The sequence below is a fragment of the Melghirimyces algeriensis genome (assembly GCF_900182565.1).
GTDB lineage: Bacteria > Bacillota > Bacilli > Thermoactinomycetales > DSM-45169 > Melghirimyces > Melghirimyces algeriensis.
In genome coordinates, this window is sequence record NZ_FXTI01000015.1 from 13,407 (window position 1) to 31,178 (window position 17,772).

The 17,772-nt window shown below is 44.2% G+C and carries 18 protein-coding genes and 1 pseudogene; 17 read left to right on the forward strand and 2 right to left on the reverse strand.

Going from position 1 to position 17,772, the window contains the following annotated elements; translation table 11 throughout:
* Nucleotides 1-33 precede the first annotated feature (33 nt).
* The 13 genes from FN782_RS15410 to FN782_RS15465 all read left to right on the forward strand — a co-directional run bounded on the left by FN782_RS15410 (nucleotide 34) and on the right by FN782_RS15465 (nucleotide 12,872).
* On the forward strand, nucleotides 34-276 hold the full coding sequence (locus FN782_RS15410; protein ID WP_142506694.1) for a hypothetical protein: 243 nt from the start codon (nucleotides 34-36) through the stop codon (nucleotides 274-276).
* Between the two features lie 44 nt (nucleotides 277-320).
* The gene (locus FN782_RS15415) at nucleotides 321-689 is read left to right on the forward strand and encodes a hypothetical protein (protein WP_246064990.1); all 369 of its coding nucleotides are present in this window, start codon (nucleotides 321-323) and stop codon (nucleotides 687-689) included.
* A complete protein-coding gene (locus tag FN782_RS15420) occupies nucleotides 689-1,081 on the forward strand; it encodes a minor capsid protein (protein WP_142506696.1) in 393 nt (130 codons plus the stop codon). The genes FN782_RS15415 and FN782_RS15420 overlap by 1 nt, the downstream gene beginning before the upstream one ends.
* Entirely contained in the window at nucleotides 1,082-1,615 is a 534-nt protein-coding gene (locus FN782_RS15425; RefSeq protein WP_142506697.1) for a hypothetical protein, read from the forward strand.
* Nucleotides 1,616-1,665: 50 nt separating this feature from the next.
* Complete coding sequence (locus tag FN782_RS15430; RefSeq protein ID WP_142506698.1) at nucleotides 1,666-2,100, forward strand: hypothetical protein; 435 nt, start codon at nucleotides 1,666-1,668, stop codon at nucleotides 2,098-2,100.
* A gap of 47 nt (nucleotides 2,101-2,147) precedes the next feature.
* Complete coding sequence (locus FN782_RS17015; RefSeq protein ID WP_185956365.1) at nucleotides 2,148-2,408, forward strand: hypothetical protein; 261 nt, start codon at nucleotides 2,148-2,150, stop codon at nucleotides 2,406-2,408.
* A 16-nt stretch (nucleotides 2,409-2,424) separates the two neighbouring features.
* On the forward strand, nucleotides 2,425-5,628 hold the full coding sequence (locus FN782_RS15435; RefSeq protein WP_185956366.1) for a phage tail tape measure protein: 3,204 nt from the start codon (nucleotides 2,425-2,427) through the stop codon (nucleotides 5,626-5,628).
* Nucleotides 5,629-5,631: 3 nt separating this feature from the next.
* Nucleotides 5,632-8,529 carry a distal tail protein Dit gene (locus FN782_RS15440; RefSeq protein ID WP_142506700.1) on the forward strand — a complete coding sequence of 966 codons (2,898 nt, stop codon included), beginning with the start codon at nucleotides 5,632-5,634 and terminating at the stop codon, nucleotides 8,527-8,529.
* Nucleotides 8,529-11,120: a phage tail spike protein gene (locus FN782_RS15445; RefSeq protein ID WP_142506701.1), complete on the forward strand. Its 2,592-nt coding sequence runs from the start codon at nucleotides 8,529-8,531 to the stop codon at nucleotides 11,118-11,120. The genes FN782_RS15440 and FN782_RS15445 overlap by 1 nt, the downstream gene beginning before the upstream one ends.
* Before the next feature lie 20 nt (nucleotides 11,121-11,140).
* Entirely contained in the window at nucleotides 11,141-11,341 is a 201-nt protein-coding gene (locus FN782_RS15450) for a hypothetical protein (protein WP_142506702.1), read from the forward strand.
* Nucleotides 11,342-11,384: 43 nt separating this feature from the next.
* Nucleotides 11,385-11,762 carry a coiled-coil domain-containing protein gene (locus FN782_RS15455; RefSeq protein WP_142506703.1) on the forward strand — a complete coding sequence of 126 codons (378 nt, stop codon included), beginning with the start codon at nucleotides 11,385-11,387 and terminating at the stop codon, nucleotides 11,760-11,762.
* Between the two features lie 69 nt (nucleotides 11,763-11,831).
* Nucleotides 11,832-12,590: an N-acetylmuramoyl-L-alanine amidase gene (locus FN782_RS15460; RefSeq protein ID WP_142506704.1), complete on the forward strand. Its 759-nt coding sequence runs from the start codon at nucleotides 11,832-11,834 to the stop codon at nucleotides 12,588-12,590.
* Between the two features lie 42 nt (nucleotides 12,591-12,632).
* On the forward strand, nucleotides 12,633-12,872 hold the full coding sequence (locus FN782_RS15465) for a hypothetical protein (protein WP_142506705.1): 240 nt from the start codon (nucleotides 12,633-12,635) through the stop codon (nucleotides 12,870-12,872).
* A 509-nt stretch (nucleotides 12,873-13,381) separates the two neighbouring features.
* On the opposite strand, the gene FN782_RS15470 is transcribed toward FN782_RS15465, so the two are convergent.
* On the reverse strand, nucleotides 13,382-14,143 hold the full coding sequence (locus tag FN782_RS15470; protein WP_142506706.1) for an SAM-dependent methyltransferase: 762 nt from the start codon (nucleotides 14,141-14,143) through the stop codon (nucleotides 13,382-13,384).
* A gap of 409 nt (nucleotides 14,144-14,552) precedes the next feature.
* Nucleotides 14,553-14,904, reverse strand: a pseudogene (locus tag FN782_RS15475) (DUF1360 domain-containing protein).
* On the opposite strand from FN782_RS15475, the gene FN782_RS15480 reads away from it, so the two are divergent.
* The 4 genes from FN782_RS15480 to FN782_RS15495 are packed head-to-tail and all read left to right on the forward strand — an operon-like array spanning nucleotide 14,873 to nucleotide 17,771.
* Nucleotides 14,873-15,736: an amidohydrolase family protein gene (locus FN782_RS15480; protein WP_185956372.1), complete on the forward strand. Its 864-nt coding sequence runs from the start codon at nucleotides 14,873-14,875 to the stop codon at nucleotides 15,734-15,736. The pseudogene FN782_RS15475 and the gene FN782_RS15480 overlap by 32 nt on opposite strands.
* A gap of 24 nt (nucleotides 15,737-15,760) precedes the next feature.
* The gene (locus FN782_RS15485; RefSeq protein WP_185956367.1) at nucleotides 15,761-16,006 is read left to right on the forward strand and encodes an amidohydrolase family protein; all 246 of its coding nucleotides are present in this window, start codon (nucleotides 15,761-15,763) and stop codon (nucleotides 16,004-16,006) included.
* Between the two features lie 35 nt (nucleotides 16,007-16,041).
* The gene (locus FN782_RS15490; protein ID WP_142506709.1) at nucleotides 16,042-17,022 is read left to right on the forward strand and encodes an ABC transporter ATP-binding protein; all 981 of its coding nucleotides are present in this window, start codon (nucleotides 16,042-16,044) and stop codon (nucleotides 17,020-17,022) included.
* Between the two features lie 2 nt (nucleotides 17,023-17,024).
* Nucleotides 17,025-17,771, forward strand: coding sequence for an ABC transporter permease (locus FN782_RS15495; RefSeq protein WP_185956368.1), 747 nt, complete (start codon nucleotides 17,025-17,027; stop codon nucleotides 17,769-17,771).
* Nucleotide 17,772: the final 1 nt, after the last annotated feature.

The window sequence follows — 17,772 nt, forward strand, 5'->3', positions numbered from 1 at the left end:
ACAGGAGAACTGGACGAATGGGGACGTCCGATAATGGGCGAACCAGAAGCATTTAAATGTCGTGCTCGCGAGGTAACCGAAGTAGTTGAAAACCCGCGAGGTGAGGAAGTCTTGGCGCATGTCGTATTTCTTCTAGATCAACTGGTTCCCGTAGGTTATGGTGACAATCTGTCGTATACAAACGAGATTGGAATCAAATACGAAGGGAAACCCAAAAGGGTTAGTGTGATCCGTGATTTTAGCGGAAAACCGCTCTTTACGAAGGTGTTTTTATGAGTTTCTCGATTGATACCAGCCACTTTAAGATACGTATAGGTAAAATGATTCCATCAGTCCAAGCCACTGCGCGTACATCAATGCAGGCGACTGTAGATGATCTCGAACGCATCGCGACAAACATTACGCCAATTGACACGGGGCAGCTACGACGAAGCGCAACGAAAAAAGTATCGGGAAAAACAATTATTGTCGGGGAGGTTGGTTTTTCAGCGGTCAATAATTCAAAAGGGTATGGTCCATTTAATTACGCAATATGGACCCATGAAGCATCCTATACGCCTAGTCATACAGGGGGAACGGACGGATACGCAATCGGAAATAAGTATCTTTCGCGTCCGCTATACGGGGAGGCAGAAAAGTACCTTCGTTGGTGGGCGGAAGGGATTAAGAAAGGATTGGAGGGTAGGTAGTGCGTATACTCGATTTAATTAACTGGATTAAAGGGCGAGTCCCCTACGACTTCTACCCTAACGAATTTCAACGTGACTCTCCGGATGCAAGCGCATATATCCGTATCTATCCAGGAGAAGGCGTGGATAGTGATACAGGGAAGCGAATACCTCATTTTCAGGTATTAGTCAGAGGAGACGTAGAGGCATATCCAGAGACAGAAGAGAAGTCAAACGAGATATTCAACGCGATCACAAACCAGCGTGATATATGGATCGGAAATGAATATGTCGTTCAAATCAAGGCACAGGGTTCTGCGCCTTTTTATATTGGCTTGGACGAAAACAGACGCCCGGTTTATTCGATGAACTTTCGGGCGATTATCAAACCGAATCTAAAAGGAGAGAAATAGATGCCCCAAATCAATGTGCCGATTGGCCCTTGTGTCGTTGAGTTCGGAAAGACAGACCCTACAATTTTCAATATAACAAAAGGGGGCGTTGTTCTTACACTTGAAACAGAAGTTCACGATACAACTGTAGATCAGTTCGGGAACACGCCCGTAAAATCCGTTATTCTTGGACGTAATTTACAAGTAACGGTACCCATGGCGGAGTATGATCTAAATAAATTAGGTGCTGTTATGCCGGATTCTGATTTCGTGACTGATGCCACTGATCCCACCAAAGTAAAGCTAACGATAAGAGCAAATTCAGGTTTTGACTTATTGGCCCTTGCGGATCAATTAGTAATTAAACCAACAGACAAAAATGCAACTCCTAATGATTATGTAACGGTTCCTCTTGCTGGACCGATGGCTGACATAGAGGCTACTTACGACAGCGAAAATGAGAGAATTTACAATATTACATTTAAAGCCTATGTCGATAGCGAAAACAACAACCAATTATTTATTCTTGGTGATACTACTGCATCTGAGACGTAAAAAGGCGGAACTTCCGCCTTTTTATTTTCTCTCTCAAGGGAGGTTAATAGGTGTTTAAGTGGATTAACAGAAGAAAAGAAAAAGTCTTCCCTGTTCGTACTGGTAATGACTTATATCTCGGAGAAAAACTCGTTAAGCCGCGTAAGGTTACTCCGATCGTCTGGAAAGAGCTTTTCGAAATGGTCGAAAGCCTCCCTGCATGGGTTATCCAAGTCGCGCTTGTTCACAATCGAGAGGATTTCCCGGCTTATCTTGCGCATCTCATTCGGGTTTCTACGGATGAAGTAGTAAAACTAACGTCCGTACTCAGCGGGATTGATGAAAAGTACATTTCGGAAAATGCGTCCATCCCGGAAATTATCGGATACATCACGGAAACGGCGAAGCTGAACGACTTCAGTGGTGCGCTAAAAAACTTAAAGAGCCTCCTCCCCGCGAGTCTGACGACAATGTTCAGCGAGACAGCGGAGATGGAGGCGAAATAAAAACAATTGACGATATGTATCACGCATATATTCGCGGATGGTCCGCGGTGTTAGGCGTATCTCAACGAACAATTGAAACGGAATACTACATTGTAGATGTACCCAAAATAATTAAGATTCGGAACCAAAACGATGCGGTAAATAAATTATTTCAGATACAGGTGGAAAGTTTTCCGTACATGGAAAAAAGATCTCAAACTGCTTTGATTGAAGCGCTACAACGTGACGTGGGGATCAATCAGGAAAACACGAATTTTGACCGTTCTAAAATGGATCAGCTACATGCAATGTATGCACAAATTCAGTAAGAAAGGGGGTCGTATATTGCCAAACGCAGGTGAAATTCGTGCACGCATGACATTGGATACAACGCAATTCAATGCAAAAATGGCGAAGGCTAAGAACGATATGGATCGAACGTCTAAGTCATCGAAAAGACTTAGAGGCGATTTAGAATCAGTGCGTACAGGATTTACGGCTGTAGGGACGGCAGCAGCGGTCGGGATTGGTGCGGCGGTGTATACAGCAGCAAATTTTGAGCAGTCGATGGCAAGGGTCAAAGCTGTCAGTGGAGCGACAGATGCTGAGTTTACGCAGTTAACGGATACGGCACGAGAATTAGGAGCGACGACGTCATTCAGCGCGTCACAAGCCGCGCAGGGTATGCAGTATCTTGCAATGGCGGGATTTGAAACGAATGAGATTATTTCCGCAATGCCACACGTTTTAAATCTCGCATCTGCTGCGCAGGTTGATCTCGGTGTGGCTTCCGATATTGTTTCGAATATTATGACAGGATTTGGATTATCTGCGGAGGAATCTGGCCGTGCAGTTGATGTACTGACCACTACGATGACTACAGCGAACACAGATTTGAACCAATTAGGTGACGCTATGAAATACGTCGCTCCTGTTGCTAGTGGATTAGGGTGGTCGATCGAAGAAACAGCGGCTGCTATTGCTGCCATGTCTGACGCAGGGGTTCAGGGATCACAAGCAGGTACAGCACTACGCGCCTCACTGCTTTCGCTTGCAAGCCCGACTGGGCAGGCAGAGAAGGCGATGAAAAAATATGGCATCGAAGTCAAGGATGCAAACGGCAATATGAAGACAATGCCGGACTTGGTTTCGCATATTGCAAAAAGACTTGGCGGTTTGACAAAAGCGCAAAAAACAGCTGCACTGTCTCACCTTGTAGGACGCGAAGCCGCGTCTGGCTTTATAGCAATGATTGAAAAAGGTGGACCTGCGCTCGCGAAGCATAAGAAACAATTGGAGAACAGCGCGGGGGCGGCGGAGGAAGTAGCCAAAACACAAAGAGAAACATTGATGGGTGCATTGAAAGAGATGAAGTCAGCCTTTGAAGAGTTGGGGATTGCAGTAGGCAATCAATTTATCCCAATCTTAAAAGAGGTCGCGGGTGGTCTCACTGGAGTTGCCCGCATTATGGGCGAATTAGATCCGAAGCTGGTTGCTGGTGCTACGTCTTTTCTTGGAACAGCAGCAGCGGTTGGCACCTTAACATCCTCGCTTGGTCTACTTGTGATTGGACTCCGCGGATTAGGTCCGTTTTTCGGTCCTGCGGGATGGTTAATTACTGGGCTGTCTGTGGTTGCGGGATTGTACGCATCCAATAAAATTGCCCAAGACAAGATGACAGAATCAACTGCTCGACAAACCGCGAAATTGTATGATCAAAATGTAGCAACAGGGGAAATGATTGATCGTTTCGATGATCTGAGATCCCGGACGAACCTAACGAATGAGGAGTTCGGCGAGTTCCTTGACATTCAAACAAAATTAAAAGATAAATCGAATTTATCGAAAACAGAAGTCAAGGTTTTATCCGAGCGGATGAACGCTTTAAAAAGTAAATCAAGCTTGACGAAAGACGAATGGAATGAACTGGTACAGTTAAACGATAAATTGATCGAACGATATCCGGATCACGGGAGTGCCCTTACGGATCTTGGAAATAAGTATATTGCGAACGTTGATACGCTGCGGAAGATGAACGCAGAGAAACGCGAATCGCTACGAATGGAACTGTGGAATAAGCTCGAAAAAGGGCTTGATGAGTACCACAAGGGGCAAAAGCGTGTTGTTCAGGCGCAAAAGGAATATAGGCAAGCAGACAAAGAAATTGAAGAACTAAAAGAGCGGAGAAAGGCACAGAACAAGCAGATCAAAGAACTTGAAGACCAGATCACGGAAGCGAAAGAGAAAGGTAACTTGAAAGGAGCGGAACACCTCCGGCAGCTAAAGTCTATTATCGAAGGTAAAAAGAGAGAAACGGATCAGGAAATCGAAAAGCAGAGAAAGATTCGCGAGGGAGCAGAGAAGGAAATTCGCGGCATACAGAAGAAGAATGATGCTCTTCGGCAGGCTGCACAAAAATACGCAGATATTCTTCTTATGCAAAACGGAATCAACATGGAAGCAGGCAAAAACCTGGAAAATATCTATAAAAGAAAGTTTGCAATTCAAGAAGAGCTTGCAGCATATGACATGCGGAGAGAAAAAGGCGAGCAGCTAACTAAACAAGAACGGGAACATTATGAGGCTAAAAGGAAAGAGCTGGGCGTATTAGACTCTATCCTGGATCAAACAGGAGCACGTAAGTTAATTGAAAAAGATGTACTGGATAAACTTCGGGAAGAGTACGACGCGTCAAAAAAGACATCAGATGAATTGAATAAAAAGACGAAAAGAAAACACGATTATAAGGACGCTAAAGATGAGAAAAAGACTGCGAAAGCAAGTACAAAAGAATTAAACACGAAAACATCTAGGATACACAACTATGCAGATGGCAAGAAAGAAAAAGACACGGCGAAAGCCTCCACGAAAGAGCTTAACACGAAAACTAAGCGACCACACGATATTAAAGAGGTTCAACTCGCGCTAAATACTGCAGAGGCAACAACACGAGAAGCGAATAAAAAGACGAAAAAACCCATGGATTCAAGCGATATTAGGCAAGGACATGGTAAAGCAAAAGACTTAACCAGAGAAGCGAATAAGCGCACGAGAAAACCACTTGATTATAGTTCGATCATAAGCGCACTAAATTATGCTAAATCGCTTCATTCATGGCTTTCCTCCCCTGTTCGTAAGGTTGTTAGTGTTGCGCGCAACATCTATGAAAGAGTTTTCGAGCGACATCAAGGTGGGATGATTCCCGATCCACCTAAATTTCATAATGGTGGTATTGCAGATTTTACCCATGGGATGGGCGGAATTACGCCAGGGTTAGGCGGAGTTGACGCGCGTTTGTTAGGACGCGAAATGGTTTTAACTCAATTTCAGCAGGCGCGACTATTCAATGCAATTAATTCTGGGGCAATTGGGGATGGAGGGCTATCACGACAAGATTTTGAAGAGTTGGCAGATCGAATAGCAAATCGCCCTGTTGTAGTCAGGGCTAACTTTAACAGGACAGAGTTTGCACGCCTTCTAGCCGAACCAATAAAAGAAGAGCAAGTACGTCTAGCCCAGAGGAATCAACGGGGAAAGGGGAGGTCGTAATATTTGACGGGTTTTAATTTTAACGGTGAACATAGTTCCACTTACAATCTTACTGTACTGAACATTCAACGTTCGTTCCATGCCCCCGTTCAACCTCGACTGATTACCGCACCGGGAAAGCGTGGGGCTTATAACTTTAACGATTCTGATGTCGATATGCTAGCATTTGACGTTCAAGTTCTTCTACTTGAAAAAGGAAACCAAGAGTACCATAAGACAAGGCGAAAAATTGCACAGTGGTTATTCACAAATGAAGAAAAACCGCTTGTGTTCGACGATGAACCGGACAAAACGTATCTTGCGATGTTGTCGGGCGAAACAAACATCGATAGGATTGGATCGTCTGGTACAGCGAAGATTACATTTGTATGTAGTGATCCATACGCGAGAGGCGAGACGAAAACACAACGAATAGCAAACCCCGGTATGGTGTTTCGGCGTGAAGGGGTACGTTATCGAGAGGACGGAACTGTAGTTACGGAAAACTATCCGGTGTTTAAAGAGGGGAGGTTTAGTCAAGCGGTAGTAATCGAAGAAGGAACAACCAACCTTCTTGATACCGCGTCTTATCCTGTATTAGAAACCGTATCTGTCAACGAAGGGGAAGATTATTTTCTTTCAACCGTTGAAGGGTCAGCGGAAATAAGACATAAAAGAGCATATAACATTAGTGAAGAAAATCGACGTTTAGTCAAAGCAGGGAAAGATATAGATACGTTTATAAATAATGAAACAATCCCAGAAACTGACCGAGTTTTAGATGGACTATTGTATAGCACTGAAAATGAAGGAACCTATTCACTTCAGCCGGAAGTAAAAACGGTAAGGAGCCTTGCGAATTTCGGAAAAAAAGATATAGATCCATCTATCGTCATTGAAAATCCCTCTGACTTTGATTTAGTTCCGCCTGATCAATCAGGAGATATTGGAAATAACCCACCTACACACGGTATGGAATACACTACAGACAGAGTGTACACGTCAACTGAGGAGCAAAGCGAGTTTTCAATGGCTTCTCCGGCGCTAGGACTAGGGGAATCTAGTACGATAAAACTGTCGCATACATTCCCAGAGTGGTCTAGAGATCGCCAGATGGTATATAGAGTATATTTAGAGGGAAACAACAATTCTGGGATTCAAGGAAACACGTTTCGGATGACCATAGATGGATTAGGGGAAGTTTACTATCTCGACCCGACAAATCCAGATGTGTATAACGCATGGAAATTTTATTACGCACATTCAGGGCTTATGGATAATATTAAAGACGGAGAAAATCGATTTTATATTGGTTTTCGTAGGGGGGAAGGAGAAGGGGACTTTCGAGGGTACTTGGATCTTGTGTACTTCGAGTATAAATATGATGGATATGTTTTAAATGGATTCGCAGAATTTTCCGTCAGTCTTGACGGAGTAAAGGACTTAGCATCAGCGAAAATAAACGCTAATGTAACTAAACCAGAAGGAACGGACGTAGTGTTCGAAGTAGATACAGATGGTACGGGGTTTGTCCCTTACAGCATTGGCGACCCAATTCCTGGTTTATCTGACGGGGATGACTTGACAGGAAAGACGGTTAAAATAAGAATATCCTTGAGCACAACGAATGACCGCGTAACTCCTTCTGTTAATGGAATTAAGTTAGAAGTAGTCAGCGGATACATTACACCTAAAACAGTTACACTACCTGTAACAGATGTTTCCCCTATTGGGATAGCAAAAACTTCAAAATTGATTGCAAGACCGAAAATTCCCGCGGATACTTCCATTTTGATCGAGAAATCACTCGATGGCGGTAACACATGGTCAAAAATAAATCCCGGAGATACCATCGTTGAAGAGGGAACGAATTTAGAAGGTAAACAACTCGCATTAAGGTATACATTGTCTACGTCTGATAAATTAATTACCCCTGACATAGGGGAACAAATCGAATGGAAAATCGAACAAGAGCGAGCAAACAGGATCACAACTGCGACAACAGAGGTCGAACTTACACCTGTTGATGTTAAGCGGTGGCAATTAGAGAACAAGACATATCCCACCGGGTGGCATCCGACTGGAGAGCGAAAGCCGGAAACCATGTATACGCCTATTACTGATTCTCTAAAAAGTGGCGTAGGAACGATTGGGCTTTGGGTCTATGAAGACGGACACACGGTCCAAAACCTACGAAAAATCCTTGAAACGGATGGCGGAGAGGACTTGATGTTTTTCCGTTCCTCAGACGGTAGTTATAGCGTCCGTATGAATGGTGAAACGAATCTTGTATACTCTGCTGGAATCGGGTGGCACTACTGGGTTATCCGCTGGGATGGACTGAACGCCGATCTGTTCCTCGACGGCCAACCAGTATCAAGCGATCAACTATCGAAGGAACTTTCACTTGAGTACACGGAGAAACTGTTCGTTGGATGTTCTGCGTCAGGAACCGAACAGTTTAATTCTTTGATTGACGACTTAGCAATATACTCAACGGTGTTAACTGATACCGATATAGCAGACATATATAATTCCGGAATACCCGCAGAAGCGGAAGGAGAATCCGTCGTTTTTCCGTTCGATAATTCGCTATACCCGCAAGGTTCTTCCGCAATCGAAGTCGATGGTACGGCACCTACTCCGGCGGTTTTTCGCGTTACATTTAGCGAAGCATCCGATCACTTTAAGATCAGTAATGGATACGAGTACATCTTGATTAGCGCACCATTTCAGGCGGGTGATGTGCTTGAAATAGATTGCGACAAACAGGTCGTAAAAAAGAACGGTGTACCATCGAAAGCTATGCCACATTTAAGTATGGATTCCGATTTTTTCGATTTAATTCCAGGAGGGAGCGTAACTGTTGAACCCGCTAGGATAACTAAAGTGGATGCAACATTTACGGAGAGGTGGCGTTGATGTCGTATTTTAAGATATGGATTTTAGACCCAAACGAACAGATACAGGCGGTTGCCTCTAACAGGGGTACCGCCTTGCCTATTCTGGACGTAAAACATAAAGAGCAGATTAACGGGGAAAACAGCCTAGAGTTTCAAGTACCGTCAGATCACCGAGATGCTAAACATATCGTAGAAAATGGCGTAATAGTATTTCGGGGTATAGGAGGATCATTTCAAGAGTTTGTCGTCAGGGAGATTGAGGAGTCCCACGGAGAAAGTGGAGATACAAAACGAATATTCTGCGAACATGTCTCAAATGAGCTGATGGATTTTCCGTTGGAAAAATATGAAGCAAACAAACATGATGTTACCACAATGTTAAGCGTGATTCTATCCGGTACCCGCTGGCAGGTTGGTCTTGTTGATCCCACTGAAACACTGACACATACATTTTATATGAAAAGCGTAATGAAGTGTATTGGTGAGATCGTAGAAAAGATGGGGGTTGAGTTTCGATTCCGGGTTCAATTTATTGGGAACAAAATAACTGGAAGGTATGTAGATGTATTTTATGAACTCGGAAACGATACCGGAAAGCGATTTGAGTATCGTAAAGATATGAACCAAGTTCGGAGGGTAGTTGATACCTATATACCTACAGCATTAGTAGGACTAGGAAAAACAACTGAAGAAAAACTGAAGAATACAGAAAACGAAAAGGTCACGTTTGAAAAAATCGAATGGAAGAAGGAAAACGGAGATCCACGAGATAAACCCGCTGGACAACTATGGATCGGAGATGAAGATGCGCGGAAGCGGTACGGAATACCAGACGGTAAGGGTGGACGGACACACCGTATTAAATTCGTTGAATTTTCCGATATAGAAGACCCAGAGGATTTGATTAGAGAAACAAACGAAGAGCTTGATAAAGCGATTATGCCAAAAGTAACTTATGACATGGACGTTATCGACCTCGAAAAGGCGGCCGGGTTAGATCATGAGGCGGTTAGATTAGGTGATACCGTTCGGGTAATCGACAGGGAGATTTCCACTCCTATAAATATAAAAGCCCGTATTGTTGAGATAGATCGTGATTTACTTCACCCGGAAAACACACGCATAGTACTCGGAAATTTCTTGGATCTATATGGACCAGAAGATGATCTGAATAAAATCAAAGAACGTACTGGATCGTGGGATGGCGCAACAAAGCCCGGTGATAAGGTAAAGACACGGTGGCTTGACGGGATTATCGACGCCTTGCAAAACGAAATATATGGTGGCGCGGGGACTGTCCGTCTTCAAAACGACGGAATGCTTATTCTCGACAAACCAGCCGACCACGATCCGCAGCGTGCGATCATTTTAAATAATGGAGTTCTAGCGATTTCAAATAAACGTGTTTTGGGTGGTGATCCAGCAACCGCCTCCGGGTGGGAATGGCGCACATTTGGTACGGGAGATGGATTTACCGCTGATCTTATCAATGCGGGGACATTAAACGCAAGTCTCGTAAATGTATTTACAGAAAGCGGTGATAAGGCGAGTAAGGTTACGATACAGAATGGAAACGTGTACTCGTACACAAACGGACAGTTGTCTATGCGTTACGGAAATTATCGTCTAGAGATGTACGACTATAAAAATGCAGGAGGAATGCTTGGTTATATCGGTACGGCATATGATACTTCAAATGAGGAATATAGAGGAATTTCCTTAATTGGTGAAAAAGATTTTATAACCTTAGGTAGATTGGTTAATGGCTATATTAGGGCTAACTTTAGAACCGATTTCAATAGGGGAAGTACAGCTGTAATAGGACCAGGAACGAACACAGAAGGATCTGGATTATATACTGGTGCAGGGTTGTACGCGGACGGTAGAATATGGCAATACGACAGCGACACCCCGTCACGTGGACAGCCTTGTATTATCACTGAAAAAGGTAACGTCGATAGTGTGTATATATCTGATGTAGCTGTTTATGTAGGTGATCTAGAGAACGGAAGTGAAGGGAAATTTGTTGTAAGGGTAAACAACGCAAATACGAACGGATACAAGGAACAACTTTTAGTAGATTACAACAGGGTTTATTTTGGGACAAACCGAGTAGTGTGGGTTAAGCCATATTCAAATGCGTTTCGGATGGGTGTAGGAAATGATAATTACTTTCGTCTATTCGATAATGGTCAATTTGAGATTATAGCGAATAACGTTACTCGTCATGTGTTTTACCCGAATGGTTCGAAGTCGGGGGGATCAATTGAGATCGATGGGAAAGTTTGGGGGATGTCCCCGATTGATAGCCCTCAAGTACTGATCGAGACTGTCATCTTCGATCAAAACGTAACCGAAGATGGTGTACTGGTGGAGTTGGAAGAGCGCTACGCAAAAGCCGTTTCGCACTATGGTGTTTTTCCCTCTCGCGGTGATGTGGTCGTCGAGAATAAAACGGAAAGTTCCTTTATAGTCCGTGGGAAGGATGGAGTTGTCGACCTGAGAATCGTAGGTATCCGTGTAGGGGATGAGGGGACTTACTGGAGGGAAATGCCTACAATCGAATCTAACGAACAAAACGATCCAATAGAAGCTCCAGCGCCACAATAAAAGAGAAGGAGTGAGTATTTATGAATGAAAAACAAATTGACATTGTTATTGAAGAAACGAAAGAAGAGGTTGCGAACATCTTAAACGAAAGTAAGTTACCTGTTTCTATTTTGGGCTTAATTATGAGGGAGATGGCGCAACAAATCACCGCACAGGAACGACAGATTGTCGATCAACTCAAACAAAATAACGAACATGAAAACGAAGTCAAGGCGAAATAACTCCGCCTTTTATTTATATACGAAATAGACGTAAAGGGAGGCGGTGAAGATTCGTGAAAGACGCGAAATGGAGGTGGACGAAATGTCCATCGATGAATTACGGAAGGAACAACAAAAGTTAGAGCGAGAGCTTACCGAGATTCGCGCTCACATGACAGCGTCAGACAAAGACACTGCCCGCGCTCACAAACGAATAGATGAGATTGAGAAGAGATTGACGGATATTAGCGCGGCGATTACGCTTACGGTGAAGTCCATAGAGAAAATGGATAAAGACATTTCGAAAGTATCCGATAACGTAGGCGAAATCAAAAGTAAACAGGAAAGCTCTACGAGTACCATTTCGTTTCAACAAAAGCTGATTATCGGTTTCATGATCATAATCGCAGCGCTTCTCGGTATTAAACTTCCGATTTTCTGACACGAAAAAGACAAACGTATTAGCGTTTGTCTTTTTTATTATATTACACATCATGAAAAGGGTGATCGTATGAGTAAAGTTGTTGTGATCGATCCGGGGCACGGCGGAAAAGATCCGGGTGCTACAGGGCACGGGTTGAAGGAAAAGGATTTGACTCTCAAAATCTCCAAATACGCCTATGACTATTTGGAAAGTAATTATGAAGGCGTAAAGGTGTACATGACCCGGACTAAAGATACCTATCCTTCCCTTTCTGGTCGGTGTAGGTATGAAAAATCAAAGAACGCTGACCTGTTTTGCAGTATCCATGTCAACGCGGGTGGCGGAAATGGGTTTGAATCCTATGTTTTACGCGGGGCTTATACTTCTACCCGGCGAAAGCAAAAAATTATTCATGATGAGATCATGAAAGTTTGCCCATCTGGCTGGAGAGACCGCGGAAGAAAACAAGCGGGGTTCTATGTTCTCAAACACACCCGATCCTCTGCAATTCTCACGGAAAACGGGTTCATTGACACGAAGTCCAACGCAGATGACCTGAAAAAGGATTCTTTCTTGAAGAAATTGGGTTACGCTCACGCGAAGGGGATTGCTAAAGCTCTAGGGCTAAAGCGGAAGACAAAGGAAGAGGGCAAAGGGAAGAATAAGGGAGAGGAAAAGAAGAAACTCAAAGAGTTTTGGCGCATCCACAAAAACGGGAAACAGATTGGCTACTACGATATAGACGAAAACGCCAGAAAAATGATTCACGAAGTACTTGAGAAGTCTATGATAGCAAACGAAAAGGAAATCGACATCAAAGTTGAGCGTGATCTTAAGTACGTTTGATTTATGTTCATATGATTCACACATTTCAAAGGAGTGAAGGAAATGGAAAAACCTTGGTTGACTAAGGATTGGTTTATTCTTATTGTTGCGTTCGTGGGCGGAATTAAACTGGCGTTATCTGCTTTCTTCGGGATTGAAGTCCCTCAAGAAGGAATTGACGGGGTTCTCGATATGATTGGTGCGGCTGCAATGTTTTATGGTATCTGGAAAAATACACACGTAAGTAAAAAAGCTAAAGATCAAATGGAAGTACTGCGCGAAAAAGGACAAGGACTCGGTTGATTAATTCGCCCTGGGCTTACGAGCCTGGGGCGCTTTTTTTTGTTTGCGAATACATAAACGAATTAATTGCGTATTGACACACGTAAGAGTAAGTCGTATAATCGACGTACACTATTCGTACCGCACACGTCTGTAAATCCCGATATGAGTCTTACGTTTTGAGTCCTACGTTAGAGTCGTACGTAGTAATACGAATCAAACGCACATCTGACGTTGGATAAACTCAATACCGATCGAATGTACAGAGATTTTAACAAACGTATTCCACATACGTTTGACTCAAAATCGTGTTCCTTCGGGAGTGTGGGTTCGAGTCCCACCTTCGGTACCAGAAAAGACGGGGATTATACGCTATATGGGCGTAAGAGTCCCCGTCTTTTTGTGTCTAAAAATACTGTGTTAGAGTCATGACGCCGGACGAAACAGATGGAGTGGACGAACTGTGAAATGTTTATGAAGGTGTACATAATGTCGCATGAGCAGTTAGGTGCGTCTGTTGTTTTTGTGATTCACTTAATGGCATGAAAGGTACAGCTGCCGAAAATATGGCTGTTTTGACTGAAGAAGGAGGCCATTTCGAGAAAACGCGCTCGTTTTTCTTCCGATTGACCGGAATTTTGTAAAATTTGTATCGTTCCTTCCCAGCCTTCATCAATCAACATTCCATCCAATGACATCAAGCTCATTGTAGTAGCATGATATTCCACTTGGGAAAACGGGACTTGAGCGAACAAGGAATTCCATTCTGTAACGGTTAAAGGTGTGGCAGGGATCTTTAATTGCTTGTGAAACCGATCCAACAGTTTTGGCGACAGCGGTTCCTGCAGTCCCACATCATGTGTTCCCAGACGGCCACCTTTTTTGAGAACACGGTAATATTCCTGAAGAGCTTGTTGTTTTCCCTTGTTGGGAAGCATCGTTAACATGGCTTCATTGATGACAGCGTCAAATGTTCCATCGGAAAAAGGAAGATTGCGTGCATCCCCTACCAATATTTCAATCTGATCTTCCAAACCTGCTTTTTTTACGTTTTCTTTCGCTTTTTCCAGGCTGGGACGATGTAAATCGACGGCGACCACCTTGCATCCGTAGGTTCTGGCGATATGAATGGTGGTGGTCCCCATATTAGGGGCAACTTCCAGCACGGTAGAATGTCTCTTTAATTGCAAATGATCCAGGATTCGCTCAGTGGCTCGACGTCCTCCAGGACGGAGCATGGTCTTACCCAGACTGGCTAAAAAGAGATGAGCGGGCATTTGTGTATGTTTCATTCATCATTCCTCCTAAACGATTGTGTGGATTCGGATGAAGATAAAGCAAGAGATGGGTTTGACCGCTTCGATATAAGTGATTCAAAGCGAAATTTCCTGTTTCCAATCCAGACAACATGGATAGATGATGGGCACTGGCAGTACATTTTCCATATAATTAATCCTTGAGTATTAGACGAAATCCTATGGAAGTTTGAGGCTATTCAGCTGGAATTGGAACAGGATGGTTACGTTTTTTTACAGTTTTGTGGGCATCCATCGCGGTTACCACCTCCAGTTTCCATCATGAGAATGATTATCGTTATTGCTAAACTTAGGGTACCTTATTTTTTAAAGTGATGATGTGATTAAAATCACATCATCACTGGGATATCCGTTATAGGTGAAAGGATGGATGTATGTTTTACGGTTACTTATCCTTCTTTTTGGCCGCCACTCCGACAAAGGTTTCCAAAATCGCTTGAGCACCAGCAATCGATAGAATAAAGATCAACGGAACACCGATTGCAGGAATGAGAAGATACAGCAAACCGATGAGGATAGCACTCAAATTCCAGCGCACCAATAGCAATTCAGTAGATAACCAAACGGGGATGTGGCTTCTTTTTGAGTGATGGTTTTTCCATTTGCGAGGTGTGTTGTTTTAATGCGCAGAAAGGGTTTGCGGAGAAACTCGGTGATTTTGTCGAATACGATTAAGTGCGTAAGCGATAGGTTGCTAATACGATCATGATATACTTTAGCCAAGATACTTCCTTCATCTCTATGTTTTCCCGCTTATTGTTGTATGCGGGAGTAACGGGGGTTCGGGATACTGGGAATACGTTGGAGGCACTTCAATATTTGCAGGAGAGAGAGGAAAACGAAAGAGGCCTTCATATTTTCGGATGTGGGCCTTTACTGGATGATTTACCGTTCACCTGGGCTTTTTCCCGTCTGGTGCGAAACGAAACAGAGACTCAGAAGCAAGTGACCCGTCTTGCAGCCGAAGGAGTGGATTTTATCCGGGCGTATCAACGGGTGAATCCCAGTGCATTGGCGGCCATTGTGGAAACCGCTGGTCAATATGGTTTGAAAGTATCGGCCCACCCTAGAACGACAACGGTGGCGGAGGCTTGTCGGTTAGGTGTTTGCAGTCTGGAAGGATTGGCCTATTTTCTGGAACCGGAGTGGATGCCGGAACAGGATTGGGACGAAATGACTCCGGCAGACCGTGCACGGCTGTGGGCGCATGTGGATCTCTCTTCCTCCAAGATCAATGAATGGGTGGAACGTTTAGTGGAACAGAAGGTGACCGTCTGTCCTGCTTTATTGGCTGCTCGACGAAGGGCCAATTTGGATGAAGCGATCAATGATCCCTATCTGGACTACATGTCGGCTGTTATGCCGTATCACCGCCACTTGAAAAACATGCGCAACCCTTTTAGATATGCCGTTGGAAAAACGTTTTTAAAACGGTATATGCCGGTGGCCAGTTTGGATAAAGCAGAGCAGAAAGAAGTGGAAGAAGGATTGCTTCGGATGAGGGATATGTTGCAATTGCTTCACGAGAAGGGTGTGAAATTGGCCATTGGTTCCGATAGTCCCACGTAATCGCTGGCTCCGGGGTTTTCCATGATGCAGGAGATGCAACAGTGGGTGCTCAGCGGAATCCCCGTCAACGCGGTATTGGCATCAGCCACTTCCCGTGTTGCCGATTTCCTAGCCAAACCGAATATCGGTCGAGTAAAGCCTGGTGCATCGGCAGATCTGCTGTTGCTGGAAAAGGATCCAGAAGAGGAGATACGTGCCCTCTTGTCACCGGAAAAAACAGTAATAGTCAGGGGGCGCCGGGTGAACGGGAGGAGATCAAAAAAGCCGTGATCGCGCAGATCAAGCAGGAAAGCAGGTGAAACGAAATGCAATCGGTAAACACCTCAGCCTCTTCCTCAGAGGAAAATAGAGAACATACCGAATGGCAAGAGTTGGCTGTGGAAGTCCAACACCTTCACAAAGCCTACGAAGATCACGTGGCGGTGGATGATATCAGTTTCACAGTCAAAAAAGGGGAAATATTTGTTCTCGTTGGACCGAATGGTGCGGGCAAAACTACAGCCGTGGAATGTATGGAAGGTTTGCGGAAACCGGATCGAGGAAGTGTCCGGCTTCTGGGAATGGATCCTCGGAATAACCGGGAGAAAATATTTCAACATGTCGGAGTGCAACTTCAGGAGAATAATCTACATCCGAGACAAAAAGTATACGAAACCTTGGAGGTTTTCTCCAGCTTTTATTCTGATCCTGCCCCGTATTCCCAGCTGATTGAGCGGTGTGGGTTGGAAGGGAAAGAAAATGATTTTTACGGGAAATTATCTGGAGGACAGAAGCGCCGTTTGTTGATGGTATTAGCTCTTTTGGGCCGCCCGAAGTTAGTCATTTTAGATGAACCAACCAGTGGACTCGACCCGCAAGCGCGGTATAACATTTGGAAATTGCTTGAAGAGTTGAAGCGACAGGGGACGACGATTTTTTTAACCACCCATTATATGAATGAGGCTGAAGAACACGGGGATACCTTGTGTATGATCGATGAGGGACGAGTGATTGCAATGGGAGAACCCAAAAAACTGCTGGCTGAGCATCAGATGGGTTCCTGCATAAAAATTGCGGAGTGTCCCAACCTCGATGAAAAAAAGCTAAAAACCTTTCCCCAGGTGGGCCAAGTGGAAAAAGTGGATGGCCATTTTTTGCTGTATGGGTCCGGAAAAGATTTCCTTCCAATGATCACCAGCAAATTAGGGAAAGAAGGGGTAACCGCGGATCAGATTGAAGCCCGTAAAGCAAATTTGGAAGACTTGTATCTCTTGATGACGGGAAGAGCTTATCGGAAGGAGACCTGATGGTGATAAAACCGATTCAACGCATGTTTAAAGCAGAGATCAAGTTGTTTTTGCGAGAGCCCTTTGCAATGTTTTTTACATTGCTGTTTCCCGTAATTTTATTGCTGTTGTTCGGTTCGGTATACGGTGATATGCCGATCAGCAAAGAATATCGGTTTATCGATACCTATATGGCTTCATTGTTTGCCATGGTGATCGCTAATCTTGGGTTGGTGTCGATTCCTATCACGCTGGCGGATTATCGTGAAAGGGGGGTTTTGAAGCAGTATCAGGTAACACCGGTTCCGAAGTTTGCGTTTTTGGTTGTTCAAGTGTTGGTGCAGATTTTCATGTTCCTCATTTCCGCTGTACTTATTCTGGCGGTCGCGGAATTGGTTTTTGACTTGAAATTTGGCGGTAACGTTTTGATTGTCAGTGGATTCCTTCTTTTTAGCATGGCGATGCTTTATGCTGTCGGGTTTGCTATTGGAGGGTTGGCTTCCACAGTTCGAACGGCTCAGACGGCAGGGATGGCAGTGTTTTTTGTCTTGTTTTTTACTTCGGGAGCGGCGATTCCCCGAGGAGAATTTCCAAAGTGGTTGCAGGTTGTAACTGATTATGTTCCGCTATCCCATGTAGTCGATGTCACCAGTGCCCTTTGGATGGGAGACGCGATCGGAAAACACACGGATTCCCTCATATTGATCACTGTTTTATTAGTCATAGCATTGGTGGTAGCCAAATGGAAATTTCGTTGGCAATCTTCCTGAT